Below are 22,964 nucleotides of genomic sequence, written 5' to 3'. Positions count from 1 at the left end.
GTGCGATAATGAACACCGTTTGACGCTTCCCCCCGGTCGCCTCTTCGGCCGACGAGACAAGGCTATCCCATGAACCCCAACTACCTAGACTTCGAACAGCCCATCGCCGAGCTTCAGGCCAAGATCGAGGAGCTGCGCCTGGTCGGCAACGACAGCCAGGTCAACCTGAACGACGAGATCGGCCGGCTCGAGGAGAAGAGTCGCAAGCTCACCGAGTCGATCTTCAAGGATCTGACCGCCTGGCAGGTGTCGCAGCTGTCGCGTCATCCCCAGCGTCCCTACACCCTCGACTACCTCGAGCACGTCTTCACCGACTTCGACGAGCTGCACGGCGACCGCAACTTCGCCGACGACGCCGCCCTGGTCGGCGGCGTGGCGCGGCTGAACGACAAGCCGGTGATGGTCATCGGCCACCAGAAGGGCCGTGACGTCAAGGAGAAGGTGCGCCGCAACTTCGGCATGCCGCGGCCCGAGGGCTACCGCAAGGCCTGCCGCCTGATGGAGATGGCCGAGCGCTTCAGGATGCCGGTGCTGACCTTCATCGACACCCCGGGCGCCTACCCGGGCATCGACGCCGAGGAGCGCGGCCAGTCCGAGGCCATCGCCTACAACCTGGCGGTGATGTCGCGGCTCAAGACGCCGATCGTCTCCACCGTGGTGGGCGAGGGCGGCTCCGGCGGCGCGCTGGCCATCGGCGTGTGCGACGAGCTGGCCATGCTGCAGTACTCCACCTATTCGGTGATCTCCCCCGAGGGCTGCGCCTCCATCCTGTGGAAGAGCGCCGAGAAGGCCTCCGAGGCCGCCCAGGCCATGGGCATCACCGCCGAGCGCCTCAAGGAGCTGGGCTTCGTCGATACCCTGATCCCCGAGCCGCTGGGTGGCGCGCATCGCAAGCCGATGGACACCGCCGAGCGCATCCGCACCGCGCTGACCGAGAGCCTCGAACGCCTCGAGGGCATGGAGACCGACGAGCTGCTCGAGCGGCGGTACAAGCGCCTGATGAGCTACGGCGCCCCTGTGTAAAGCCCTTTCTGCGCTCGGCCATACGGCGTTAAAAATCGGCTGGTGCGCCAGCCCGGACGAAATGCTCATTTACCGACGAGTAAACTGCGCTTTCTTGCCGATTTTTGCCTTGCGACCCACACGGATGTGGGAAGTGCGTAGGCCCGTCGGGAACGGGCCTAGCCCTTGCCTTCGCTCGAAGAGGGCGCTGGCTTCGGGGCATCCGTTGCCGGTATCTGGCGTGGGGAAGCTTCCCCTTCAACATGCCTGAGCGTTCTCCCTGCCCATGAGCCTCGCGTCCTCTTCCCTGCAAGCCACGATCGACAGCGCCCTGGCGGAGACCCCGCCGGGGCGCTGCGTCTGGGTGGCGCTCTCCGGCGGGCTCGATTCCGCGCTGCTGCTGACCCTGGCCGCCGAGGCCTGCCGGCGTCATCCGCGCCCGCTGCGGGCGCTGCACGTGCATCACGGCCTGCAGGCCGCCGGCGACGACTTCGAACGCCACTGCCGGTGGCTGTGCTCGCGGCTCGGGGTGCCGCTGTTCGTGGAGCGTGCCGCGGTCGATGCCAAGGCGGGGCTTGGGCTCGAGGGCGAGGCGCGGGCCGCGCGCCATAGGGCCTTCGCCCGGCGCGTCGGCGCCGGCGAGACCCTGTGGCTGGCCCAGCATCGCGATGATCAGGCCGAGACCTTCCTGCTGGCGGCGCTGCGCGGCGCCGGCCCACGCGGGCTCGCGGCGATGCCGGCGGTGCATGATCTCGCCGGGCGCCGCCGCGTGCGCCCGCTGCTCGACGTTTCCCGCGCGGCGCTGGAAGCCGAGGTCCGGCGTCTGAATCTCGCCTGGGTCGAGGATCCGAGCAACAGCGACACCGCGCTGGATCGCAATTTCCTGCGCCATCGGGCGCTGCCGCTGCTGGCCGAGCGCTGGCCGCACGCCGCGGCGGGGCTGGCCCGCAGCGCGGCGCATGCCGGCGAGGCCGATGGCCTGCTCGAGGAATTCGCCGCCGAGGACCTGGCACGGCTGGGGGGCGAGCCGTCCTGCCTGCCCCTCGACGACCTTCTGGCGCTCTCGGCGCCGCGCCGTCGCCTGCTGATCCGCCACTGCCTGGAGCGACGGGGGCTGCCGCGGCCGCCGGCCGCTCGGCTGGCGACGTTGCTTGAGCAGCTCGAGGCGCGCCGCGACGCCGAGGTGCGCGTCGTCTGGGCGGGCGCCGAGGCGCGGGTCTGGCGCGGGAGCTTGTATCTGCTGGCGCCGGTCGTGTCGCTGCCGGCCGAATGGCGCGCCGACTGGGATGGCCGCGTGCCGCTTGTGACACCCTTGGGGCCGCTCGAGCGCGGCCTGTGCCGCCAGGATGGCCGGCCGGCGACCCTGTCGCTGGCGCCGCGGGTCGGCGGCGAGCGGCTGCGCCTGGCGGGCCGAGGGCGCCGCGATCTCAAGCGCCTGTTGCAGGAGTGGGGGCTGCCGCCCTGGGAGCGGACCGGGCTGATCGTCGCCTGGCATGGCGACGACGCGGTCGCGGTGGGGCGGCCCTCGGGCTGGCTGGCCTGCGCCGAGGGCTGGCGACGCGGCTGAGCGGGCTCAGCCGGGGCCAGGGTCAGTCGGTGGCAAGGATCAGCGTCAGGTCGGCGGCCTGCTGGTAGGCGACTTCCTGCTCCAGGTCGGCGAGCAGCAGGCTGGGGTCCTGCTCCGCCTCGAGGTGCAGTCGCAGGGCGTCCCCGTCGTCGGTCGTGAGCGTGGGTGTCTCGGGCGGCTGCTCGGGGCGCGAGTGGTTGAGGATCACCGCCAGGCGCAGCAGCCGGGCCAGCCGTGACATCGCGGGGCGCTCGGCGGCGGGCAGGGCCTGCCATTCCTTGTGCGGGAACTTGCGCCGGTGGGCGCGGACCAGGAAAGCCAGCTGCCGCTGCTCGGGGCGCGAGAAGCCGGCCAGGTCGGAGTGCTCCAGCAGGTAGGCGCCGTGGCGGTGGAACTGGCTGTGGGAGATGGCCAGGCCCACCTCGTGGAGCCGGCTGGCCCATTCCAGGAAGCGCGCCTGATCCTCGTCCAGCCGCCAGGCCTCGCGCACCTGTGCGAACAGTGCCAGCGCCGTGGCGGCGACGTTGTCGGCCTGACGGGCGTCGACGCCGTAGACGCGCTCGAGATTGGCCAGGGTCTTGAGCCGCGAGTCCTCGGGGCTGTTGCGGCCAGCCAGGTCGTAGAGCACGCCCTCGCGCAGGGCGCCGTCGGAATAGCGCATCTCCTCCAGGTCGAAGGCCTCGAAGATGGCGCCGAGGATGGCGATGCCGGCGGGGAAGACCCGGGCGCGATCGGCCTTGAGGCCGTCCATGGCGACCCTGTCCAGGCGCTTGCACTTGAGCAGCCGCTTGCGCAGGTCGGCCAGGCCCTGGCGGGTGATCACGCCCTCGGGCGACTTGCCGGCGGCGGCGATCACCGCCGCGGCGGCCTTGATGGTGCCGCTGGAGCCGACCGGGTCGCTCCAGCCGAGCTTCTGGAAGGGCTTCTGGATGTTGGCGAGCTCGGAGAGGGCGGCCAGCTCGGCGCGGCGCATGCGCTTCTCGGTGATCTCGCCGCCGTCGAAGAAGCGACGGGTGAAGGTCACGCAGCCCATGCTCAGGCTCTCCAGGGCCTGGGGCTCGAAGTGCTCGCCGATGATGAACTCGGTGGAGCCGCCGCCGATGTCGATGATCAGACGGCGGCCGTCCTCGGCCACCGCGTGGGCGGCGCCCAGATAGATCAGGCGGGCTTCCTCGCGGCCGGCGATGATCTCGATGCGGGTACCCAGCAGGGCCTCGGCGCGATCGATGAACTCCTGGCTGTTGTCGGCGTCGCGCAGGGCGTTGGTGCCGACCACCCGCAGGTCGGGCGGGGCGATGCCCTCGAGGAAGGGCGCGAAGCGGGCCAGGCAGTCCAGTGCCCGGGTCATGGCGTCCTCGTTGAGCTGACCGTCCTCGTCGATGCCGGCGGCCAGCTGGACCTTGTCGCCCTGCCGGGCGACGACCTGCAGGCGGTCGTCGCGATAGTTGGCGACCAGCAGGTGAAAGCTGTTCGAGCCGAGATCGATGGCGGCGAGTCGGCGGGGGGCGAGCTCGAGCTCGCTGGCATCGGCGTCGTGCCGGTCCTTGGGCGCGGTCATGGCGGGTCCTTCAGGGAGACTGGCCAAAAAGGTTGCGGTCGTCCATCGGGCTTGTCAATCGCGCCGGAGCGGGCTCGGCGCGGGTATTGCGTTTCCCGTCGCCCTTGACTAGTATCGGGGCGTTCGCCTGTTCCGAATGCTTCCCGACCGCCCATGGCCACCACGCCACGGTCATTTTTTCCAAGTCGTCAGATAGCCCTCTGCAATCAGCCCTCTTCCCGGCCCATGGCCCGCTGCGCTGATTTCAGGCGAAAACGAACCTGCTCCCTCGCTCCCGAGACTGGCCCGGCACCCTCAGCGGTCGCCCGCCCGTGGCCATGACCCGCATCCGACGAGAGGCAGCCTGTCCGGGCTCTGAACGCATCCACGCGGCGTTAACGTCTCGCCTCTTTATCCCATACGGCGCACGACTGCCCGGCTTTCACGAGCAACTTCTGAACACACCGATGAATCTTACCGAACTCAAGCAAAAGCCCGTGCCGGAACTCCTGGAGATCGCCCGCGAGATGGGCATCGACAACCTGGCGCGTTCCCGCAAGCAGGACATCATCTTCGCCATCCTCAAGAAGCACGCCAAGAGCGGCGAGGCGATCTACGGCGACGGCGTGCTGGAGATCCTGCAGGACGGGTTCGGCTTCCTGCGCAGCGCCGACAGTTCCTACATGGCCGGCCCCGATGACATCTATGTGTCGCCTTCCCAGATCCGGCGCTTCAACCTGCGCAAGGGCGACTCCATCTCCGGCAAGATTCGTCCGCCCAAGGAAGGGGAGCGTTACTTCGCGCTGTTGAAGGTCAGCGAGATCAACTTCGACAAGCCCGAGAACGCCAAGCACAAGATCCTCTTCGAGAACCTCACGCCGCTGTTCCCCCAGGAGCGGCTGCGCATGGAGATCGGCAACGGCTCCACCGAGGATCTCACGGCGCGGATCATCGATCTGACCGCCCCCATCGGCAAGGGCCAGCGCGGCCTGCTCGTCTCGCCGCCCAAGGCGGGCAAGACGCTGATGCTGCAGAACATCGCCACCTCGATCACGCGCAACAATCCCGAGTGTCACCTGATCGTGCTGCTGATCGACGAGCGGCCCGAGGAGGTCACCGAGATGTCGCGCACCGTGCGCGGTGAAGTGGTGGCCTCGACCTTCGACGAGCCGCCGGCCCGCCACGTGCAGGTCGCCGAGATGGTGATCGAGAAGGCCAAGCGCCTGGTCGAGCACAAGAAGGACGTGGTGATCCTGCTCGACTCCATCACCCGCCTGGCGCGCGCCTACAACACCGTGGTGCCGTCCTCAGGCAAGGTGCTGACCGGCGGCGTCGACGCCCACGCCCTTGAGAAGCCCAAGCGCTTCTTCGGCGCGGCGCGCAACATCGAGGAAGGCGGCAGCCTGACCATCATCGCCACGGCACTGGTCGATACCGGCTCCAAGATGGACGAGGTGATCTTCGAGGAGTTCAAGGGCACCGGCAACATGGAGGCCCACCTGGACCGCAAGCTCGCCGAGAAGCGCGTCTATCCGGCCCTCAACATCCGCCGCTCCGGCACCCGCCGCGAGGACCTGATCGCCTCCGAGGACGAGATGCAGCGCATGTGGATCCTGCGCAAGCTGCTCAACCCGATGGACGATACCGCGGCCACCGAGTTCCTGATCGATCGTCTCAAGGACACCAAGACGAACCTGGAGTTCTTCGAGGCCATGAAGCGGCGTTGACGCTACGCTGCCTTGGTGGGCGACGAGGACCGCCGCCGGCGCCACGCCGAGCGAAACCCTGATGCGTCGTTTGCGGCCTGCGCGTCGCGGTACAACATAATCCCTCACGGGTACCGCTCGCTCGCCATCCTTGGCGAGCGCCGCGCGCCGCTTCACTCTGCATCAGCGCTCGGCAAAGGCTTGCGCGTCGGTCCTCGCCGCTCTTTCCGTCTTCGATTCGTTCGGCCGGGGCGAGGGCTCAGGCGCAGCATCCCGAAGGGGCAGCATGCTATGCTGCCCCTTTTGCGTCGTTCGGGATAACGGGAAGGCCGCATGAAGTACAAGGACCTGCGCGAGTTCATCGCCGCGCTGGAAGAGCAGGGCGAGCTCAGGCGCGTGACCGCCGAGGTGGACCCCTACCTGGAGATCACCGAGATCTGCGACCGCACCCTGCGGGCCGGCGGACCGGCGCTGCTGTTCGAGAACGTCAAGGGACACGACATGCCGCTGCTCGGCAACCTCTTCGGCACGCCGAAGCGGGTCGCCCTGGGCATGGGCCAGGAGTCCGTCACCGCGCTGCGCGAGGTCGGCGAACTGCTGGCCTTCCTCAAGGAGCCGGAGCCGCCCAAGGGCTTCCGCGATGCCCTCGACAAGCTGCCGGTCTACAAGCAGGTGATGAGCATGGGCCCCAAGCGGCTCAAGCGCGCGCCGGTGCAGGAGGTGGTGCTCGAGGGCGATGACGTCGACCTCGACCGCCTGCCGATCCAGCACTGCTGGCCCGGCGACGCCGCGCCGCTGGTCACCTGGCCGCTGGTGATCACCAAGGGGCCGCACAAGTCGCGCCAGAACCTCGGCATCTACCGCCAGCAGAAGCTCTCGCGCAATCGCCTGATCATGCGCTGGCTGTCCCATCGCGGCGGCGCCCTGGACTTCCAGGAATGGTGCCGCGAGCATCCCGGCGAGCCCTTCCCGGTGGCGGTGGCGCTGGGCGCCGACCCCGCGACCATCCTCGGCGCCGTGACGCCGGTGCCGGATTCGCTCTCCGAGTACGCCTTCGCCGGGCTCTTGAGAGGCTCGCGCACTGAGCTGGTCAAGTGCGGCCACGCCGACCTCGAGGTGCCGGCCTCCGCCGAGATCATCCTCGAAGGCTTCCTCTATCCGGACGACACCGCTCTGGAAGGCCCCTACGGCGATCACACCGGCTACTACAACGAGGTGGAGACCTTCCCGGTGTTCACGGTCACGCGCATGACCATGCGCCGCGACGCCATCTATCACTCCACCTACACCGGCCGCCCGCCGGACGAGCCCGCGGTGCTGGGGCTGGCGTTGAACGAGGTATTCGTGCCGATCCTGCGTCGCCAGTTCCCCGAGATCGTCGACTTCTACCTGCCCCCGGAAGGCTGCTCCTACCGCATGGCGGTGGTGACCATGAAGAAGCAGTACCCCGGCCACGCCAAGCGGGTGATGATGGGCGTGTGGAGCTTCCTGCGCCAGTTCATGTACACCAAGTTCGTGGTGGTGCTCGACGACGATGTCAGCGCCCGCGACTGGCAGGACGTGATCTGGGCCATCACCACCCGCATGGACCCCGCGCGGGACACGGTGATGGTGGAGAACACCCCCATCGACTATCTGGACTTCGCCTCGCCGGTGGCGGGGCTGGGCTCCAAGATGGGCCTGGACGCCACCGACAAGTGGCCCGGCGAGACCGATCGCGAATGGGGCACGCCCATCGTCATGGACGAGGCCGTCAAGGCCCGCGTCAGCGAACGCTGGGACGAGCTGGGCATCGACACCCCTGATAACGACAAGAGGCATTCATGACGGCAAGGACCCTGACCTGCCAGGTCGTCGAGGTCGAGGACCTCACCCCCGACGTCTTCCGGGTGCGCCTGGAAGGCCGCGCCGAAGCCATGGCCCATGCGCCCGGCCAGTATCTGGAGATGGCGCTCGACCCCGAGACCTGGGTGCCGTTCTCCATCGCCAATGCCCATGCGGGCGACGGCCGGCTGGAGCTGCACATCCAGCACTGGCCGGAGCGCTCCAACTCGGCGCGGCTGCGCGAGCTGCTGGTGGAGGCGCAGCACCTGACCCTGCGGCTGCCGAGCGGCGACTGCGTGCTCGATCCGGACAGCACCCGCCCGCTGCTGCTGGTGGCCGCCGGCACCGGCTTCGCGCAGATGAAGGCGATCGTCGAGGCGGCGCTGCACGCCGACCCGGCGCGCGAGATCGCCCTGTGGTGGGCGGCCAAGGAACGTCGCGAGTTCTATCTCGAGAGCCTGGCCCGGGAGTGGGCGTCCCAGCATCCGAACCTGACCTTCCACGGCGTCAGCGAGCAGGGCATGGGCGACGACTTCGCCGACGAGCGCGTCCAGGGCCATGCCGGGCGCATCGACGCGGCGCTGGGCGAGGCGCTCGACGACGTCGACGTCTCCGGCCATGACGTCTATCTCTCCGGCTCGCCGGGCATGGTCTATGCCTGCGTCGACGTGCTGGCCTCGCTGGGGCTCGAGCCGTCGCGGGTGTTCTCCGACGTCTTCGCCTATGCGCCGCGCGACCCGCTGGTGCCTACCGTGGGCAGCCTGGTGAGGGCAGGCCGGGCATGAGCGCCTCGCCGATCCTGATCACCGGCGGCGCCCAGCGCCTGGGGCGCCACTGCGCCGAGCGGCTGATCGACGAGGGCCATCCGGTGATCGTCAGCTACCGTCGCGAGCGCGAGGCGCTCGAGGTGCTGCGGCGCCGTGGCGTCGTCACCCTGCAGGCCGACTTCGACAGCCAGGCCGGCATCGAGGACTTCCTCGAGCGGCTCAAGGCCGAGACGTCCTCGCTGCGTGCCATCGTCCACAACGCCAGCGACTGGGCGCCCGATGTGGCCGGGCCCGAGGCCGGGGACAACTTCGAACGGCTGTTTCGGGTGCACATGCTGGCGCCGTACCTGATCAACCTCGGCGCCCGCGAGCTGCTCGAGGCTTGCAGCGAGCCGATGCGCGACATCGTTCACATGACCGACTTCGTCGCCAGCAAGGGCTCGCGCAAGCACGCCGCCTATGCCGCCTCCAAGGCCGGGCTCGAGAACCTGACGCTGTCGTTCGCTGCCATGTACGCGCCGTCGATCCAGGTCAACGCCATCGCCCCGGCGATGATCATGCTCAACGAGGACGACGACGAGGCCTACGCCGAGAAGGCTCGGGCCAAGTCGGCGATGGGGCTGATCCCGGGGCCGGGCGTGATCCATCAGAGCCTGCGTTACCTGCTGGATAACCGCTACGTGACGGGCATCACCCTGCCGGTCGACGGCGGACGGCATCTTCGCTAGTGGGTCGGCTCGCCGATCCGGCGAGCAGCGCCTAGACTGGCGATAGCCGCCGACGATGCGAGGAGGGGCCCATGGCGCAGCATGACGATGACGTCAAGGACGACAGCGGGCTGCTGTCCGTCTTCCTGGGGCTGGTGGTGCTGATCGGCATGAGCGGCCTGCCGGGTACCATCGCCTGGATCCGGCTCGCCACCGGCTGAGCCTTGCCATCCGGCCCGGGAGCGGGCAGGATGGAGTCTGATATTCAGGATCACCCTCACGCGAACCGTCGCGAAACATCGAGAGTCCCATGACACCGAGCCTGTCCCTGATCCCGCGCCGCCCGATGACCGCCTTCCCGGCGGCGATGGCCCGTGGTCACGAGACCGTCGTCGGTGACGCTTATTATTGGCAGGGCTATTGGTTTAGCGCCGGCGTGCCGGCGGCCGTGTCCTGATCGTACAGGACGACGCCGCGAGGCACGCCCGCCCAGGGTTGCCTCCGAGACTCAGAACCCCCGGACGGCAGCCCCGCCCGGGGGTTCTGCGTTTCTGGTATTCAACACTCGAGGAGAGTTTCATGACCGCATTCGATCGCCACCACGCCGAGTTCCGCATCCTGGGCCGGGACTATTACGGCTATGGCTGGCGATTTATCGACGAGCGGTCGGCTCAGTGCGCCACCTCCGACCGTGGGCTTGCCGGTGGCATGACCTTGTCCCGACCTTCACGCTCACGGAGTTGATGCCCCATGAATGCCCCCGTTTCCCTCGCCACCACCGCTGAATCCGCCCCGGCCCGCCGCACCGCCAATCCGCTGCCCACGCCGGCCGAGCTCCACCACGCCCTGCCGCTCGAGCCGGCCCTGGCCCGGCGCATCGAGGGTCAGCGCCAGGCCATCCGCGATATCCTGGCCGGGCGTGACGACCGCCTGCTGGTGGTCGTCGGGCCCTGTTCGATCCACGATCCCGAGTCCGCCCTCGAGTACGCCCGCCGCCTGGTCGAGCTGGCGCCGCGGGTCGAGGATCGCCTGCTGCCGGTGATGCGGGTCTACGTCGAAAAGCCGCGCACCACCGTCGGCTGGAAGGGGCTGGCCTACGACCCGGACCTGGACGGCGGTGGCGACCTGGCTCGCGGCCTCGAGCTCTCCCGCTCGCTGATGCGCGAGATCGCCGGGCTCGGCCTGCCGGTGGCCACCGAGCTGCTGCAGCCGATGCTGGCGCCCTACCTTGACGACTTGTTGAGCTGGGTGGCGATCGGCGCCCGCACCACCGAGTCCCAGCTGCATCGTGAGCTGGCCAGCGGCCTGGAGGCGGTGGTCGGCTTCAAGAACGCCACCAGCGGCGACCTGCAGGTGGCGGTCGACGCCATGCGCGCCGCCGCCCATCCCCACCAGCACTTCGCCATGGGGCCCGACGGTCGCCCCGAGGTGTGTGAGACCCCCGGGAACCCGCATACCCATGCGGTACTGCGTGGCGGTCACGGCGAGCCCAACTTCCGCGAGCCCCAGGTGGCGGCGGCGCGACGGACCCTGGAGGACGCCGGCCAGCCCCCGCGGCTGATGGTCGACTGCAGCCATGCCAACGCGCGCAAGGATCATCGCCGGCAGAGCGAGGTGATGCTCGACGTGCTCAACCAGCGGCTGGCGGGCGACGGCTCGCTGATGGGGCTGATGCTGGAGAGCCACCTCCACGAGGGCAAGCAGCCGCTGGTGCCGGGCGCGCTGCGCCACGGGGTCTCGGTCACGGACGCCTGCATCGGCTGGGAGACCACCGAGCATCTGCTGACCACGGCCGCGGAGAAGCTGCGCGAGACCGCCTGACCGGCATGGCCGTCGCGGAAACGAAGACGCCCCGCCATTGGCGGGGCGTCTTGCGTCGGGCGGCCTCCAGCCGTCAGGCGTGGGCGGCGTAGGCGTAGAGCAGCGTCTCCTGGGCGCTGATCGGTGCGGCGTCGCCGGGCGCCTGCTTGACGTAGGTGCCGTCGGGCTGCAGCAGCCAGCTCTGGCAGTTGTCGACCAGGTAGGTCTCCAGGTCCTTGCGCACCTGGGCCGCGAGTTTCTTGTCAAGCAGCGGGAAGCAGGTCTCGACCCGGTGGAACATGTTGCGGGCCATGAAGTCCGCGCTGGAGCCCCAGGTCTCGGGCTTGCCGTCGTTGTGGAAGTGGAACACACGGGTGTGCTCCAGGAAGCGGCCGATGATCGAGCGCACCCGGATGGTCTCGGAGATGCCGGGCAGGCCGGGGCGCAGGCAGCACATGCCGCGGATGATCAGGTCGCACTCCACGCCGGCCTGGGAGGCCCGGTAGAGGGCCTGGATCAGCTTGGGCTCGGTGAGCGAGTTGCACTTGATGATCAGATGGGCGCGCTTTCCCTTGCGGGCAAATTCCGCCTCGCGGTCGATCATTGCCACGATGCGCTCGTGAAGGGTGAAGGGCGCATGCAGCAGCTTCTCGATCTGGCGCGCCCGGCCCATGCCCGAGAGCTGCTGGAAGACCTTGTGCACGTCCGCGCACAGCACCGGGTTGGCGGTCAGCAGGCTGTAGTCGGTGTAGAGCTTGGCGGTCTTGGAGTGGTAGTTGCCGGTGCCCAGGTGGGCATAGTGGCGCAGCTGGCCCTTCTCGCGCCGCACGATGTGCATCATCTTGGCGTGGGTCTTGTAGGCCATCACGCCGTAGATGACGATGGCGCCGGCCTCCTGCAGGCGCGAGGCCAGGGCCAGGTTGTCGGCCTCGTCGAAACGCGCCCGCAGCTCGATCACCACCGTGACTTCCTTGCCGTTGCCGGCGGCCTCCACCAGGGCGTTGACGATGGGGGAGTCGGCGCCGGTGCGGTAAAGGGTCTGCTTGATGGCCAGCACCTCGGGGTCTCGGGCGGCCTCGCGCAGCATTTCCTCCACCGGGGAGAAGGAGTGGAAGGGATGGTGCAGCAGGATGTCCTGCTCGGCCATGGCCTGCAGCACGCTGTCGCGCTTGCGCAGCGCCTTGGGCAGGCCGGGCGTGAAGGCGCGATAGCACAGTTCCGGGCGCTCCACCTCGCCCAGCACCGACATCATGCGGGTCAGGTTCACCGGGCCGTTGACCCGGTAGAGATCGGCCTCCTCGAGCTTGAACAGCTTGAGCAGGAACTCGGTCAGCTCGTCGGGACAGTTGTTGGCGACCTCGAGCCGCACGCCGCTGCCGTAGCGGCGCGAGAGCAGCTCGCCGCGCAGCGCCGAGGCCAGGTCGGAGACGTCCTCGGGGTCCACCGAGAGGTCGGCGTTGCGGGTCAGACGGAACTGGTAGCAGCCGTTCACCTTCATGCCGGGGAACACTTCCTCGGCGTGGGCGTGAATCATCGACGACAGGAAGACGTATTCGGTGAAGCCTTCCTCGCAGAGCTCGTCGGGCAGGGCGATCACCCGGGGCAGCGAGCGCGGGGCGGGCAGGATGGCCAGGCCGCCCTCGCGGCCGAAGGCGTCCTTGCCCTCGAGCTCGACGATGAAGTTGAGGCTCTTGTTGACCAGGCGCGGGAAGGGGTGCGAGGGATCGAGGCCGATGGGGCTGATCACCGGCATGATCTCGCTTTCGAAGTAGTCCTTGACCCAGGCGCGCTGGGCCTCGTTCCAGTCGCCGCGGCGGCGGAAGCGCAGGCCCTGGCCCTCGAGGGCGGGTAGCAGGGTGTCGTTGAGGATGCGGTACTGGCGATCGACCTGTTCGTGGGCGATCTGCGAGATCTCGCTCAGTATCGAGCGCGGCGAGCGACCGTCGGCGCCGGAGGAGGCGTCGCCGACCATGATCTGGTTCTTCAGGCCGGCCACGCGAATCTCGAAGAACTCGTCCATGTTCGAGGAGAAGATCAGCAGGAACATCAACCGGTTGAGCAGCGGATGCGCCTCGTCCAGGGCCTGCTCCAGCACCCGCACGTTGAACTGCAGATGGGAGAGCTCGCGGTTGAAGTAGAGGCCGGGATCGGCGAGGTCGGCCTCGGGGTCCGGCAACGCCTTGGGCTTGATCCCTGTGCGGGTCTGGTTGATGCGCGGTGTGGGCATCTCGCTCTGGAGCTCGCCTGTCGCGGCGGGCTCGGAGGTGACCGAGGTGTCGGGGTTACGTGAATCGTCCATGGAAGTACCCTGTCGTCGGCCCGCGGGCGGCCGCGTCGCTCGTCGGGCGTTATCGTTCATGATGCCGTCCTGCCCGTGGCGCCGGGAGGCGTCGCGCATCGTCTGTTGCCGGAGACGATCAGGGGCAGGCGGGGCCGGGCTCGGCCGCCGTGGCAAGTCTGGTGCCAATAAATGACAAAATGATGACAGTCGTCCGGTAGCAGGACTCTCTCGAGTATATCAGCGCGCCCCGGCGCCGAAAGACGCGTCTTGTCGCGCTACCGGCGACTCTCTAAAGTGGTGACTTCATGTTCATCGGCCCCGTCGACGACCGGCGGGGGGCGCACAAGGAGACGCATAATGAGCAAGCAGGTGGCGGTCATTCTGTCGGGATGCGGTGTTCAGGATGGCTCGGAGATCTACGAGACCACCCTGACCCTGTTGCGTCTGGACCAGCTGGGCATCGGCTATCGCTGCTTCGCCCCCGACATCGACCAGAGCGACGTGATCGACCATCGCAGTGGCGAGGCGGTCGAGGAGCGGCGCAGCGTGCTGGTCGAATCGGCGCGCCTGGCGCGCGGCGAGATCTCTCCGCTGGCCGAGCTGGAGGCCGACGAGTTCGACGCCGTCATCCTGCCAGGCGGCTTCGGTGCGGCCAAGAATCTCTCCAACTTCGCCGAGGCGGGCGCCGACATGGTGATCCATGAGGGGCTGGTGGACGTGCTGGGCGAGTTCCACGAGGACCGCAAGCCGATCGGCCTGATGTGCATCGCGCCGGTGATGGTGCCGCGGCTGCTGGGGCCGGGCATTGCCGTCACCATCGGCCACGATCCGGGCGTGGCGGGCGCCATCAGCAGCATGGGCGGCCTGCATCGCAGCTGTGGCGTGGAGGACATCGTGGTCGACTTCGAACATCGCGTGGTGACCACGCCGGCCTACATGATCGCCACCCGCCTGGGCGAGGCGGCCACCGGCATCTTCAAGCTGGTGGATCGCATCGACGAGCTGATGGACCTGTAAGCGCCGAGCCACGAGCTACAAGCGCCGAGCGACAAGAAAAACCCCGAGGGCCTGGGCCCTCGGGGTTTTTCATGTCATGGATGATGCGCGTGCCTATTCCTCGGCGGCTTCCTCGTCGGCGGCGTCCCGCTCGCGCTTGCGACGCACCAGCCGGCCGAACAGCAGGCCGACCTCGTAGAGCAGATACATCGGCACCGCCAGCAGGCTCTGGGAGACCACGTCCGGCGGGGTCATCAGCATGCCGATCACGAAGCAGCCCAGTACCACGTAGGGGCGCTTCTTCGACAGGCTCTCCACCGTGGTCGCCCCGCTCAGGATCAGCAGGAAGGTGGCGATCGGGATCTCGAAGGCCACGCCGAAGGCGAAGAACAGCTTGAGCACGAAGTTGAGGTACTGGTTGATGTCGGTCATCACCGCCACGTCCTCCGGCCCGGTCTGGGTGAAGAACTGGAACAGCAGTGGGAAGACCACGTAGTAGGCGAAGGCGGCCCCGGCATAGAACAGCGCCACGCTGGAGGCCAGCAGCGGCAGCGCCAGGGCCTTCTCGTTGTCGTACAGCCCCGGGGCGATGAAGGCCCAGGCCTGGTGCAGCACGAAGGGCACGGCGATGAACACCGCCACCACCAGGGTCAGCTTGAAGGGCGCCAGGAACGGCGAGGCCACCTCGGTGGCGATCATCCGCGAGCCTTCCGGCAGCAGCGCCATCAACGGCTGGGCGACGAAGGCGTAGATGTCGTTGGCGAAGGCGTAGAGGCCGAGGAAGATCACGAGTATCGCGATCACCGCGCGCAGCAGCCGCGAGCGCAGCTCGATCAGGTGCTCGATCAGCGGGGCCTGCGCCTGTCCGGGGCCCTGGGAATCGTCGGTTTGGCTCATCGGGAAGAGGCGTCCTCGTGGGCGTCGGCGTCGGAATCATCGGCCTGCCGGCGAACGCGCCCCAGGGCGTCGTCGAGGCGACGCTCGGGCGAGGCCTCGGCGTGTTCCTCGGGGGTGGCGCCGGCGCGGCGATCGCCCTGATCGGCGGGCGTTTCCACCGAGCGTTCGACGTCGCGCTTGACCCGGTTGATGCCCTCGTCGAGCTTCTTCTGCTGCTCGTTGAGCTTCTGGCGCAGCTCCTCCGCCTCGAGCTGGGCGTTGATCTCGCGCTGCATGCCGGAGACCGTGCGCTTGATGCGGCCGACCCACAGCCCGGTGGTGCGGGCGGCCTTGGGCAGGCGCTCGGGACCCAGCACCAGCAGCCCCACCACGCCGATGAACAGGAGTTCGAGAAAGCCGATGTCGAACATGGCGGCTTACTTGCGCTCTTCCGATTCCTCGGCCTTGCGCTCGGCGTGGACGTCGTAGGTCCGGCCCTCGTCGTCGTGGCGCACCTGGGCCTGGGACTTGTCGCTATCGTCGCTCTTCTCTTCCTCGCCCATGGCCTTCTTGAAGCCCTTGACCGCGCCGCCCAGATCGCCGCCGACGTTGCGCAGCTTCTTGGTGCCGAAGATCAGGATGATGATGCCGAGGACGATCAGGAGTTGCCAGATACTGATGCCGCCTAACATAGGGAATACCTCAGGTTGGGGCGCCGGGAGCCCGGCGTCGGTGTCTAGGTTCTGTACGAAAACTGTCTGCGCTCGTCCATACGGTGTTAAAAATCGGCTCTAAGTACTCATTTACACCGCGTAAACTCCGTCTTCTCGTCGATTTTTGCCTTGTCTGGCCATCGCTCGCCGACTTTTCGTCCAAAACCTAACGTGGCCGCGCGGCCTTCTCGTCGTGGCCGGACAGGCCGAAGCGGCGAGACAGCTCGTCGAGGACCTCGCGATGGCTCAGCCCCATGTGCGACAGCATCACCAGGCTGTGGAACCACAGGTCGGTCGTTTCGGCGACCAGCGCCTGACGGGCCGCCTCGTCGCCCCGCTCGGCGTCCTTGGCCGCGAGCAGCGTCTCGGTGGCTTCCTCGCCGACTTTCTCGAGTATCTTGTTCAGGCCCTTGTGATGCAAGCTGGCCACGTAAGAGTCGTCGGGCGCGGCCTGGCGACGGCTGGTCAGGACCTCGTCGAGGCGGTCGAGAATATCGCTCATATGAGACGTTTCCGTTGCAGTAGGTGGATCAGTTCCAGGCCAGCAGCAGGGCGCCGATGGCCGCCGCGCCGAGCACCGGCCAGGGCTGGCCGTCTGCCCATTGGACCAGCGGCTGCCAGGCGAGTGCCGCGGCCGCGATCAGCAGCCCCAGGCGCAGGCGGCGCTGGCGGCGGGCCTGGCTTTCCAGGCCACGCTGGATGGCGCCAAGGGCCTCGCCCTGTCGCTGGCGCTGCTGGTGGCCATGCTCGGCTCGGGCCAGCGCCTGGTGGGCGAGCACCGGCAGCTCGGGGAGCTGGCGCGAGAGCTCGGGCGCCTGGCGCTTCATGGATTCCCACAGCCCGCGGGCGCCGGCGCGCTCCTTCATCCAGTCTTCCAGGTAGGGCTTGGCGGTGGCCCACAGGTCGAGGTCCGGATACAGCTGGCGGCCCAGGCCCTCGATGTTGAGCAGGGTCTTCTGCAGCAGCACCAGCTGCGGCTGGACCTCCATGTTGAAGCGCCGGGCGGTCTGGAACAGGCCCAGCAGCACCTGGCCGAAGGAGATGTCCTTGAGCGGCTTCTCGAGGATCGGTTCGCACACGGTGCGCACCGCGGCGGCGAACTCGTTGGCCCGGGTGTCCTCGCTGACCCAGCCCGACTCGATATGCAGCGCCGCTACCTCGTAGTAGTCCTGGTGGAAGAAGGCCAGCAGGTTGCGCGCCAGGTAGTCCTGATCCTCGCGGGTCAGGCTGCCGACGATGCCGCAGTCGATGGCGATGTACTGGGGGTTCCACGGTGTCTCGCGGGACACGAAGATGTTGCCCGGGTGCATGTCGGCGTGGAAGAAGTTGTCGCGGAACACCTGGGTGAAGAAGATCTCCACGCCGCGCTCGGCCAGCCGGCGCAGGTCGGTGCCCTGGGCCTCGAGGGCCGCGAGGTCGGCCACCGGGATGCCGTGGATACGTTCCTGGACCATCACCCGGCGGCGGGTCAGCGCCCAGTGGATCGTCGGCACGAACAGCAGCGGCGAGCCCTTGAAGTTGCGCTTGAGCTGGGAGGTGTTGGCCGCTTCCTTGGTCAGGTCCAGCTCGTCGAACAGGGTCGACTCGTAGTCGCGGACCACCTCCACCGGGCGCAGCCGGCGCGCCTCGGGAATGCGTGCCAGGCCGGCGGCCAGCCGGTACATCAGGGCCATGTCCTGGCGCATCACGCGCTCGATGCCGGGGCGGATGATCTTGACCACCACTTCCTCGCCGTCGGGCAGTCGGGCGGCATGCACCTGGGCCACTGAGGCCGAGGCCAGCGGCTCGGACGAGAACTCGGCGAAGGCCTGTTCCAGCGGCATGCCGAGCTCCTCCTCGACCAGCCCGCGGGCGAGGTGGCCGGGGAAGGGCGGCACCTGGTCCTGCAGGCGGCGCAGCTCGTCGCCGATGTCGTCGGGGAACAGGTCGCGGCGGGTCGACAGCACCTGGCCGAACTTGACGTAGATCGGCCCCAGGGTCTCCAGCGCCAGGCGCAGCCGCTCGCCCCGGGGGCGCTGGCCCACGGGGATCAGCCGCAGCGGCGACAGGGTCAGCAGGCCGCGCAGCCACCAGGGCAGCCGTTCCTTGGGAATCAGGGTGTCCAGGCGATAGCGGGTGACCACCCAGGCGATGCGCGCGAGCCGCCGGATCATGCGCCGTCTCCCTCCGCGGTGAGGCGTCGGCGCAGGCGCTCCAGGCGTGCCTCGAGTCGGTCGGTGGCGACCTCCAGCTCGGTGAGGTGGTCGCGCAGTCCCTCGAACTGGTGACGGCCGGGCAGCAGCCGGGCCTCCTCGAAGACGTACTCGGAGACGTCGGCGCACAGCTCCTGGCGGGTGCGCAGGCCCCAGCGGCCGAGGCTACGCATGCCCTCGGCCAGGCTGTGGGCCGGCACGTCGCCGAGCCAGCGGGCCAGCTCGCCCTCCCAGTCCAGGTCGAGGTCGAGCAGCAGGTCGCGGGTCGCCTCGAGCAGCGGGATATGCCCGCGCACCACGAGCTTGCCCTGGAACATCAGCCGTTCCACCGAGGCGCCACCGAGCAGCTCGCCCAGGGTTTCCGGGTCGAGCTCGACGACGGCGTCGAAGGCGTTCTCGGGCTCGTCATCCGGGCGCAACAGGTCCACGCCCTGGGCGTGGTAGGCCATGGCCACGGCCAGCGAGGAGGCCTCGAGGCGCACCAGCAGGCGCTGTCCGGCGAGGCGTTCCAGGCGGGCGGGGGCGGCGGGGTCGCGGGCGAGCAGGGCGTTGAGGCTGCGCTCGAGGCCGCCCAGCAGCAGGGTCGGTGTCAGCGCCATCTCGTCCTCACAGCTTGATGCCGCGGTGCAGGGCGACGATGCCGCCGGTGAGATTGGTGTACTCGACCCGCTCCAGGCCGGCGTCTTCCATCATGCCCTTCAGGGTGTCCTGGTCGGGGTGCATGCGGATCGACTCGGCGAGGTAGCGGTAGCTCTCGGCATCGCCGGCCACCAGCTCGCCCATGCGCGGCAGCAGGCGGAAGGAGTACTGGTCGTAGGCCTGGCTCAGCAGCGGGTTGTCGGGCTTGGAGAACTCCAGCACCAGCAGCCGGCCGCCGGGCTTGAGCACCCGCGCCATGGAGCGCAGGGCGGCGTCCTTGTCGGTGACGTTGCGCAGGCCGAAGGCGATGGTGATGCAGTCGAAGGTGTTGTCCGGGAAGGGCAGGGTCTCGGCGTTGGCCTGGACGTACTCGACGTTGCCGCCGACGCCCCGATCGAGCAGCTTGTCGCGCCCGACCCGCAGCATCGACTCGTTGATGTCGGCCAGCACCACGCGCCCCCGGGGACCGACCAGCCGCGAGAACTTCAGCGTCAGGTCGCCGGTGCCGCCGGCGATGTCGAGCACGCTGTGTCCCGGGCGGACGCCGGCGCGTTCGATGGTCAGGCGCTTCCACACCCGGTGGATGCCGAACGACATCAGGTCGTTCATCACGTCGTAGCGGGCGGCGACGGAGTGGAAGACGTCGGCCACGCGTGAGGCCTTCTCGTCGACCGGAACTTCCTGGTAACCGAAGTGTGTGGTGCGCTTGTCGCTGGGGGTCATGCGAGGGAGGCTCCCGGGTCAGCTGCACTATGGGGGCGAGGCCGACGGCCCCGCGTGTTGGGCCGCATTGTAGCGCCCCCCGGGGGGGCTTGTCTTGACGGCGGAGGCGGTTGCCGGAGGGCTGATTTGCCGGATGCTGGCAGGAGGGGCGCCGCCAAAGGGGCGTAGAGGGGGTTTTTGGCATGGGTGAGGCGAATTCGCCGAACGGGCTGGCCATGGAAGGCCAGCACCGGTCCTGCAAGCGGAGCAGGATGCGAGAGCGCCGCAGGGCCAAAGCAGCGCCCAGGGACGGGTTTATAGCGCCCCTCGAAGGCCCTTCGGCGGGTCAGCCCGGACCATCTTGGGACGCCCCTGGAGCCGTGCCGACGCTTAGAGTTGCTTGATCTCGATGCCGAGCGCTTCCCGCGAGGCCCCGGCGTCTTCGAGGCGCTGCAGGTAGTCGGCCCAGTTGGCCTCCTGGTGCTCGATCAGCTCGTGCAGGTAGTCCCAGCTGTAGAGGCCGCTGTCGTGGCCGTCGTCGAAGTGCAGCTTGAGCGCGTAGCGGCCGGCCTGGGTGATGTTGGCCAGGCCGACGTGCTTCTTGCCGACCTGCAGGGTCTCCTGACCCTGGCCGTGGCCGCGCACCTCGGCGGAGGGGGAGAATACACGCAGGTACTCCACCGACAGCCGGTGGCTCTCGCCGCCTTCATAGGTCAGCTCCAGCTCGCGGGCCTGTTTGTGGTAGTGCACTCGGGTTGGGATCGGGGCCGTCATGATTAGACTCCTGGCTTCGAGCTTCGAGCTTCGAGCTTCGAGCTTCGAGCTTCGAGCTTCGAGCTTCGAGCTTCGAGCTTCGAGCCGCTCGGGGCCCGAAGCCCGTCGCTCATGGCTTAGAGGATATACCGCGACAGATCCTCGTCCATCGCCAGCTCGCCGAGCTGGGAATCGACGTAGGCGGCGTCGATGGTCAGCGGGCTGCCCAGGTCGCCGCCCTGGTAGGAGGCCTCCTCGAGCAGGCGTTCCATGACCGTGTGCAGGCGGCGGGCGCCGATGTTCTCGGTGCCTTCGTTGACCTTCCAGGCGATCTCGGCGATGCGCGCGATGCCATCGTCGGTGAAGGTCACGTCCAGGCCCTCGGTGGCCATCAGCGCCTGGTACTGGCGCGTCAGCGCCGCGGACGGCTCGGTGAGGATGCGCTTGAAGTCGTCCGGCGTCAGGGCGTCGAGCTCGACGCGGATCGGCAGGCGGCCCTGCAGTTCGGGGATCAGGTCCGACGGGCGCGACAGGTGGAAGGCACCGGAGGCGATGAACAGCACGTGATCGGTCTTCACCATGCCGTACTTGGTGGACACGGTGGAGCCCTCGATCAGTGGCAGCAGGTCGCGCTGCACGCCCTCGCGGGAGACCTCGCCGCCGCTGGAGTTGGCGCTGCCCTTGGCGACCTTGTCGAGCTCGTCGAGGAAGACAATGCCGTGCTGTTCGACGGCCTCGATGGCACGCTGCTTGATGTCGTCCTCGTTGACCAGCTTGGCGGCCTCCTCGTCGCGCAGCAGCGCGAAGGCGTCCTTGACCGCCACCCGACGGGTCTCGGTCTGTTGCTTGCCCATGCTGGAGAACAGGTTCTGCAGCTGACTGGTCATCTCCTCCATGCCCGGCGGGGTGTTGATGTCCATGCCCTGGGCCTGTGGCGTCACCTGGATGTCGATTTCCTTGTCGTCGAGCTGACCCTCGCGCAGCTTCTTGCGGAACGACTGGCGGGTGGCGTTCTCGGTGCGCGGCTCGTTCTCCTGGCCGCGGGGCGGCGGCAGCAGGGCGTCGAGGATGCGGTCCTCGGCGGCGTCCTCGGCGCGATGGCCGACCTCTTCCTTGGCCTGCTCGCGGACCAGCTTGATGGCGGCCTCGGTGAGATCGCGGATGATCGACTCGACGTCGCGGCCGACGTAGCCCACCTCGGTGAACTTGGTGGCCTCGACCTTGATGAAGGGCGCGCGGGCCAGCTTGGCCAGACGGCGGGCGATCTCGGTCTTGCCCACGCCGGTGGGGCCGATCATCAGGATGTTCTTGGGCGTGACCTCCTGGCGCAGCTCGTCGTCGAGCTGCATGCGGCGCCAGCGGTTGCGCAGCGCCACGGCCACGGCGCGCTTGGCGTCCTGCTGGCCGATGATGTACTGGTCCAGGGCGTGGACGATCTCGCGCGGGGTCATCTGGGTCATGATCAGAGCTCTTCCAGCGTGACGTTGTGGTTGGTGAACACGCAGATGTCGCCGGCGATCTCCAGCGATTTCTCGGTGATCTCGCGGGGCGACAGCTCGGTATTCTCGAGCAGGGCGCGGGCCGCGGACAGGGCGAAGTTGCCGCCGGAGCCGATGGCGATGATGCCGCGCTCGGGCTCCACCACGTCGCCGTTGCCGGTGATGATCAGCGAGGCGTTCTTGTCGGCCACGGCCAGCAGCGCCTCGAGGCGGCGCAGGGCGCGGTCGGTGCGCCATTCCTTGGCCAGCTCCACGGCGGCCTTGGTCAGGTGGCCCTGGTATTTCTCGAGCTGGGCCTCGAAGCGCTCGAAGAGGGTGAAGGCGTCGGCGGTGCCGCCGGCGAAGCCGGCCAGTACCTGGCCGCGGTACAGGCGACGCACCTTGCTGGCGTTGCCCTTCATCACGGTGTTGCCCAGCGACACCTGGCCGTCGCCGGCCAGCGCCACCTGGTCGCCGCGACGCACGGAAACGATCGTGGTCATGGAGGGGACTCTCCTTGAGGGAGCGTTCGGCTCCCGATGACTTGGGAATGGCGGAACACGGGGCGCGGGCGAGGCATGTCGCGCCGCTCGCCGGTGCGTGCCGGCGATTCCCCTGCGGCGCCGCGAGGGGCGGCGCCGTGCATGAGCTACTGGGGAGGTGTGGGCGCCGGGCCCGGAATTCAAGCGCGGCGCGTCACTGCAGCTGGATGAGCAGCGGCTCGATGCCCTGGGTGGACATCAGGTCGCGGGCCCGGGACAGCTCCCGGCGGTCCCGGTAGGGGCCGACCTGGACCCGATGCCAGGTCGCGCCGTCGCCGGTCTGGACCTCGCTGATGTTGGCCAGCAGGCCGAAGTCCTTGAGGCGGCCGGCCAGCTGCCGGGCGTCGCCGGACTGACGGAACGAGGCCGCCTGCAGCACGTAGCGCTTGCCGTCCTCGGCGCTGCGGGTCGTGTCCTCGGCCGGCGCGCTGTTGGCGGCGATCACCTGGGCGATCGGGTCGTCGGCCGAGACGGACCCGGCGCTCGAGCCCTCGTCCTCGTTGCTGGCAGGGCGCGGCGGTGGCGTGGCCGTGGAAGAGGCCGCCTGCTCGCCCGGGGCGATGACCTCGGACTCCGGCAGCAGGGTATAGAACTCGAAGGTCGGCATCGGCGGCTCGTCGTCCGCCGGCGCCGCGTCGCCGGGACGGGCGGACGGGGGTGGGGCCTCGCCGGTGGCGATGGGCGTCGGCGAGGCCGGGCCGTCCTGCCAGGGGGCGGTGCCGTGCTGGTGCTGCGAGATCAGGAAGCCGGCCACCAGACCGGTCAGTCCCCATAGCCAGCCGGGCACGCCGCGCCGCGGGGCGGATGCCTTGGCGGGGGCCTTCCGGGAGCTGGTGGCGCCTCGCTTGCGGCTGTTGGCGGCGGGCTTGCGGCTGGCCATGG

At 68.8% G+C, this 22,964-nt stretch carries 24 protein-coding genes; 11 read left to right on the top strand and 13 right to left on the bottom strand.

From position 1 onward, the window contains the following. Positions 1-69 precede the first annotated feature (69 nt). Both UN84_RS14905 and tilS read left to right on the top strand, forming a co-directional pair. Positions 70-1,023: an acetyl-CoA carboxylase carboxyltransferase subunit alpha gene (locus UN84_RS14905; protein WP_046078359.1), complete on the top strand. Its 954-nt coding sequence runs from the start codon at positions 70-72 to the stop codon at positions 1,021-1,023. Between the two features lie 265 nt (positions 1,024-1,288). After that, a complete protein-coding gene (gene tilS / locus UN84_RS14900) occupies positions 1,289-2,569 on the top strand; it encodes a tRNA lysidine(34) synthetase TilS (RefSeq protein WP_107181092.1) in 1,281 nt (426 codons plus the stop codon). Between the two features lie 22 nt (positions 2,570-2,591). Here the strand turns inward: tilS and ppx are convergent, their stop codons facing one another. Continuing rightward, entirely contained in the window at positions 2,592-4,127 is a 1,536-nt protein-coding gene (gene ppx, locus UN84_RS14895) for an exopolyphosphatase (RefSeq protein WP_046078356.1), read from the bottom strand. Between the two features lie 446 nt (positions 4,128-4,573). Here ppx and rho point away from each other — a divergent pair, with 446 nt between their 5' ends. The 8 genes from rho to UN84_RS14860 all read left to right on the top strand — a co-directional run bounded on the left by rho (position 4,574) and on the right by UN84_RS14860 (position 10,931). Beyond that, on the top strand, positions 4,574-5,833 hold the full coding sequence (gene rho, locus UN84_RS14890; protein WP_016853467.1) for a transcription termination factor Rho: 1,260 nt from the start codon (positions 4,574-4,576) through the stop codon (positions 5,831-5,833). 312 nt (positions 5,834-6,145) lie between these two features. Further along, positions 6,146-7,639 carry a 4-hydroxy-3-polyprenylbenzoate decarboxylase gene (gene ubiD, locus UN84_RS14885; protein WP_046078355.1) on the top strand — a complete coding sequence of 498 codons (1,494 nt, stop codon included), beginning with the start codon at positions 6,146-6,148 and terminating at the stop codon, positions 7,637-7,639. Then, positions 7,636-8,421 carry an NAD(P)H-flavin reductase gene (locus UN84_RS14880; RefSeq protein WP_046078354.1) on the top strand — a complete coding sequence of 262 codons (786 nt, stop codon included), beginning with the start codon at positions 7,636-7,638 and terminating at the stop codon, positions 8,419-8,421. The genes ubiD and UN84_RS14880 overlap by 4 nt, the downstream gene beginning before the upstream one ends. Further along, positions 8,418-9,131, top strand: a complete 714-nt coding sequence (gene folM / locus UN84_RS14875) for a dihydromonapterin reductase (RefSeq protein ID WP_046078353.1) — start codon at positions 8,418-8,420, stop codon at positions 9,129-9,131. The genes UN84_RS14880 and folM overlap by 4 nt, the downstream gene beginning before the upstream one ends. A gap of 71 nt (positions 9,132-9,202) precedes the next feature. Further along, on the top strand, positions 9,203-9,331 hold the full coding sequence (locus tag UN84_RS17490; protein WP_258393721.1) for a hypothetical protein: 129 nt from the start codon (positions 9,203-9,205) through the stop codon (positions 9,329-9,331). Positions 9,332-9,420: 89 nt separating this feature from the next. Next, entirely contained in the window at positions 9,421-9,567 is a 147-nt protein-coding gene (locus UN84_RS14870; RefSeq protein WP_160174895.1) for a hypothetical protein, read from the top strand. Between the two features lie 122 nt (positions 9,568-9,689). Further along, positions 9,690-9,854, top strand: a complete 165-nt coding sequence (locus UN84_RS14865) for a hypothetical protein (protein ID WP_173835022.1) — start codon at positions 9,690-9,692, stop codon at positions 9,852-9,854. A gap of 6 nt (positions 9,855-9,860) precedes the next feature. Next, positions 9,861-10,931, top strand: a complete 1,071-nt coding sequence (locus UN84_RS14860) for a 3-deoxy-7-phosphoheptulonate synthase (RefSeq protein ID WP_046078352.1) — start codon at positions 9,861-9,863, stop codon at positions 10,929-10,931. A 73-nt stretch (positions 10,932-11,004) separates the two neighbouring features. On the opposite strand, the gene ppk1 is transcribed toward UN84_RS14860, so the two are convergent. Beyond that, the gene (ppk1, locus tag UN84_RS14855) at positions 11,005-13,137 is read right to left on the bottom strand and encodes a polyphosphate kinase 1 (RefSeq protein WP_375700482.1); all 2,133 of its coding nucleotides are present in this window, start codon (positions 13,135-13,137) and stop codon (positions 11,005-11,007) included. Between the two features lie 411 nt (positions 13,138-13,548). Between ppk1 and elbB the strand changes: the two genes are divergently transcribed. After that, on the top strand, positions 13,549-14,208 hold the full coding sequence (gene elbB / locus UN84_RS14850; RefSeq protein ID WP_035592673.1) for an isoprenoid biosynthesis glyoxalase ElbB: 660 nt from the start codon (positions 13,549-13,551) through the stop codon (positions 14,206-14,208). Positions 14,209-14,301: 93 nt separating this feature from the next. Here the strand turns inward: elbB and tatC are convergent, their stop codons facing one another. From tatC to UN84_RS14795, 11 genes are all read right to left on the bottom strand, one after another. Beyond that, the gene (gene tatC, locus UN84_RS14845) at positions 14,302-15,084 is read right to left on the bottom strand and encodes a twin-arginine translocase subunit TatC (RefSeq protein WP_046078350.1); all 783 of its coding nucleotides are present in this window, start codon (positions 15,082-15,084) and stop codon (positions 14,302-14,304) included. Then, positions 15,081-15,494, bottom strand: coding sequence for a Sec-independent protein translocase protein TatB (gene tatB / locus UN84_RS14840; RefSeq protein ID WP_046078349.1), 414 nt, complete (start codon positions 15,492-15,494; stop codon positions 15,081-15,083). Before tatB ends, tatC begins: the two co-directional genes overlap by 4 nt. A gap of 6 nt (positions 15,495-15,500) precedes the next feature. Next, positions 15,501-15,755, bottom strand: coding sequence for a Sec-independent protein translocase subunit TatA (gene tatA / locus UN84_RS14835; RefSeq protein ID WP_046078348.1), 255 nt, complete (start codon positions 15,753-15,755; stop codon positions 15,501-15,503). Between the two features lie 187 nt (positions 15,756-15,942). Next, complete coding sequence (locus UN84_RS14830) at positions 15,943-16,278, bottom strand: phosphoribosyl-ATP diphosphatase (RefSeq protein ID WP_035592664.1); 336 nt, start codon at positions 16,276-16,278, stop codon at positions 15,943-15,945. A gap of 28 nt (positions 16,279-16,306) precedes the next feature. Further along, the gene (ubiB, locus tag UN84_RS14825; RefSeq protein WP_046078347.1) at positions 16,307-17,929 is read right to left on the bottom strand and encodes a ubiquinone biosynthesis regulatory protein kinase UbiB; all 1,623 of its coding nucleotides are present in this window, start codon (positions 17,927-17,929) and stop codon (positions 16,307-16,309) included. Continuing rightward, positions 17,926-18,567, bottom strand: a complete 642-nt coding sequence (locus UN84_RS14820; protein WP_046078346.1) for a ubiquinone biosynthesis accessory factor UbiJ — start codon at positions 18,565-18,567, stop codon at positions 17,926-17,928. Before UN84_RS14820 ends, ubiB begins: the two co-directional genes overlap by 4 nt. 7 nt (positions 18,568-18,574) lie before the next feature. Beyond that, a complete protein-coding gene (ubiE, locus tag UN84_RS14815) occupies positions 18,575-19,330 on the bottom strand; it encodes a bifunctional demethylmenaquinone methyltransferase/2-methoxy-6-polyprenyl-1,4-benzoquinol methylase UbiE (protein ID WP_035592659.1) in 756 nt (251 codons plus the stop codon). A gap of 369 nt (positions 19,331-19,699) precedes the next feature. Beyond that, on the bottom strand, positions 19,700-20,083 hold the full coding sequence (locus UN84_RS14810) for a gamma-butyrobetaine hydroxylase-like domain-containing protein (protein ID WP_046078344.1): 384 nt from the start codon (positions 20,081-20,083) through the stop codon (positions 19,700-19,702). A 116-nt stretch (positions 20,084-20,199) separates the two neighbouring features. Further along, positions 20,200-21,522, bottom strand: a complete 1,323-nt coding sequence (hslU, locus tag UN84_RS14805; protein ID WP_035592656.1) for an ATP-dependent protease ATPase subunit HslU — start codon at positions 21,520-21,522, stop codon at positions 20,200-20,202. A gap of 2 nt (positions 21,523-21,524) precedes the next feature. After that, positions 21,525-22,043, bottom strand: a complete 519-nt coding sequence (gene hslV, locus UN84_RS14800) for an ATP-dependent protease subunit HslV (RefSeq protein WP_016853485.1) — start codon at positions 22,041-22,043, stop codon at positions 21,525-21,527. A 193-nt stretch (positions 22,044-22,236) separates the two neighbouring features. Further along, positions 22,237-22,962 (bottom strand): SPOR domain-containing protein, encoded by a 726-nt coding sequence (locus UN84_RS14795; protein ID WP_046078343.1) that lies wholly within the window; start codon positions 22,960-22,962, stop codon positions 22,237-22,239. Positions 22,963-22,964: the final 2 nt, after the last annotated feature.

This window comes from Halomonas sp. HG01, from assembly GCF_000968715.2.
GTDB classification, from domain to species: Bacteria; Pseudomonadota; Gammaproteobacteria; order Pseudomonadales; family Halomonadaceae; genus Halomonas; species Halomonas halophila.
Note: the sequence above shows the minus strand (reverse complement) of the source record. Positions and strands in the feature narration are given on the sequence as shown.

What these genes read in the sequence shown, in the direction of transcription:
- tatA (WP_046078348.1), bottom strand. Translation starts at nt 15,755, where the DNA reads ATGTTAGGCGGCATCAGTATCTGGCAACTCCTGATCGTCCTCGGCATC.
- UN84_RS14820 (WP_046078346.1), bottom strand. Translation starts at nt 18,567, where the DNA reads ATGGCGCTGACACCGACCCTGCTGCTGGGCGGCCTCGAGCGCAGCCTC.
- UN84_RS14810 (WP_046078344.1), bottom strand. Translation starts at nt 20,083, where the DNA reads ATGACGGCCCCGATCCCAACCCGAGTGCACTACCACAAACAGGCCCGC.
- ppx (WP_046078356.1), bottom strand. Translation starts at nt 4,127, where the DNA reads ATGACCGCGCCCAAGGACCGGCACGACGCCGATGCCAGCGAGCTCGAG.
- rho (WP_016853467.1), top strand. Translation starts at nt 4,574, where the DNA reads ATGAATCTTACCGAACTCAAGCAAAAGCCCGTGCCGGAACTCCTGGAG.
- hslV (WP_016853485.1), bottom strand. Translation starts at nt 22,043, where the DNA reads ATGACCACGATCGTTTCCGTGCGTCGCGGCGACCAGGTGGCGCTGGCC.
- UN84_RS14865 (WP_173835022.1), top strand. Translation starts at nt 9,690, where the DNA reads ATGACCGCATTCGATCGCCACCACGCCGAGTTCCGCATCCTGGGCCGG.
- UN84_RS14880 (WP_046078354.1), top strand. Translation starts at nt 7,636, where the DNA reads ATGACGGCAAGGACCCTGACCTGCCAGGTCGTCGAGGTCGAGGACCTC.
- UN84_RS14830 (WP_035592664.1), bottom strand. Translation starts at nt 16,278, where the DNA reads ATGAGCGATATTCTCGACCGCCTCGACGAGGTCCTGACCAGCCGTCGC.
- UN84_RS14860 (WP_046078352.1), top strand. Translation starts at nt 9,861, where the DNA reads ATGAATGCCCCCGTTTCCCTCGCCACCACCGCTGAATCCGCCCCGGCC.
- hslU (WP_035592656.1), bottom strand. Translation starts at nt 21,522, where the DNA reads ATGACCCAGATGACCCCGCGCGAGATCGTCCACGCCCTGGACCAGTAC.
- UN84_RS14795 (WP_046078343.1), bottom strand. Translation starts at nt 22,962, where the DNA reads ATGGCCAGCCGCAAGCCCGCCGCCAACAGCCGCAAGCGAGGCGCCACC.
- ubiD (WP_046078355.1), top strand. Translation starts at nt 6,146, where the DNA reads ATGAAGTACAAGGACCTGCGCGAGTTCATCGCCGCGCTGGAAGAGCAG.
- ubiE (WP_035592659.1), bottom strand. Translation starts at nt 19,330, where the DNA reads ATGACCCCCAGCGACAAGCGCACCACACACTTCGGTTACCAGGAAGTT.
- UN84_RS14905 (WP_046078359.1), top strand. Translation starts at nt 70, where the DNA reads ATGAACCCCAACTACCTAGACTTCGAACAGCCCATCGCCGAGCTTCAG.
- tatC (WP_046078350.1), bottom strand. Translation starts at nt 15,084, where the DNA reads ATGAGCCAAACCGACGATTCCCAGGGCCCCGGACAGGCGCAGGCCCCG.
- ppk1 (WP_375700482.1), bottom strand. Translation starts at nt 13,137, where the DNA reads ATGCCCACACCGCGCATCAACCAGACCCGCACAGGGATCAAGCCCAAG.
- ubiB (WP_046078347.1), bottom strand. Translation starts at nt 17,929, where the DNA reads ATGATCCGGCGGCTCGCGCGCATCGCCTGGGTGGTCACCCGCTATCGC.
- UN84_RS14870 (WP_160174895.1), top strand. Translation starts at nt 9,421, where the DNA reads ATGACACCGAGCCTGTCCCTGATCCCGCGCCGCCCGATGACCGCCTTC.
- folM (WP_046078353.1), top strand. Translation starts at nt 8,418, where the DNA reads ATGAGCGCCTCGCCGATCCTGATCACCGGCGGCGCCCAGCGCCTGGGG.
- UN84_RS17490 (WP_258393721.1), top strand. Translation starts at nt 9,203, where the DNA reads ATGGCGCAGCATGACGATGACGTCAAGGACGACAGCGGGCTGCTGTCC.
- elbB (WP_035592673.1), top strand. Translation starts at nt 13,549, where the DNA reads ATGAGCAAGCAGGTGGCGGTCATTCTGTCGGGATGCGGTGTTCAGGAT.
- tilS (WP_107181092.1), top strand. Translation starts at nt 1,289, where the DNA reads ATGAGCCTCGCGTCCTCTTCCCTGCAAGCCACGATCGACAGCGCCCTG.
- tatB (WP_046078349.1), bottom strand. Translation starts at nt 15,494, where the DNA reads ATGTTCGACATCGGCTTTCTCGAACTCCTGTTCATCGGCGTGGTGGGG.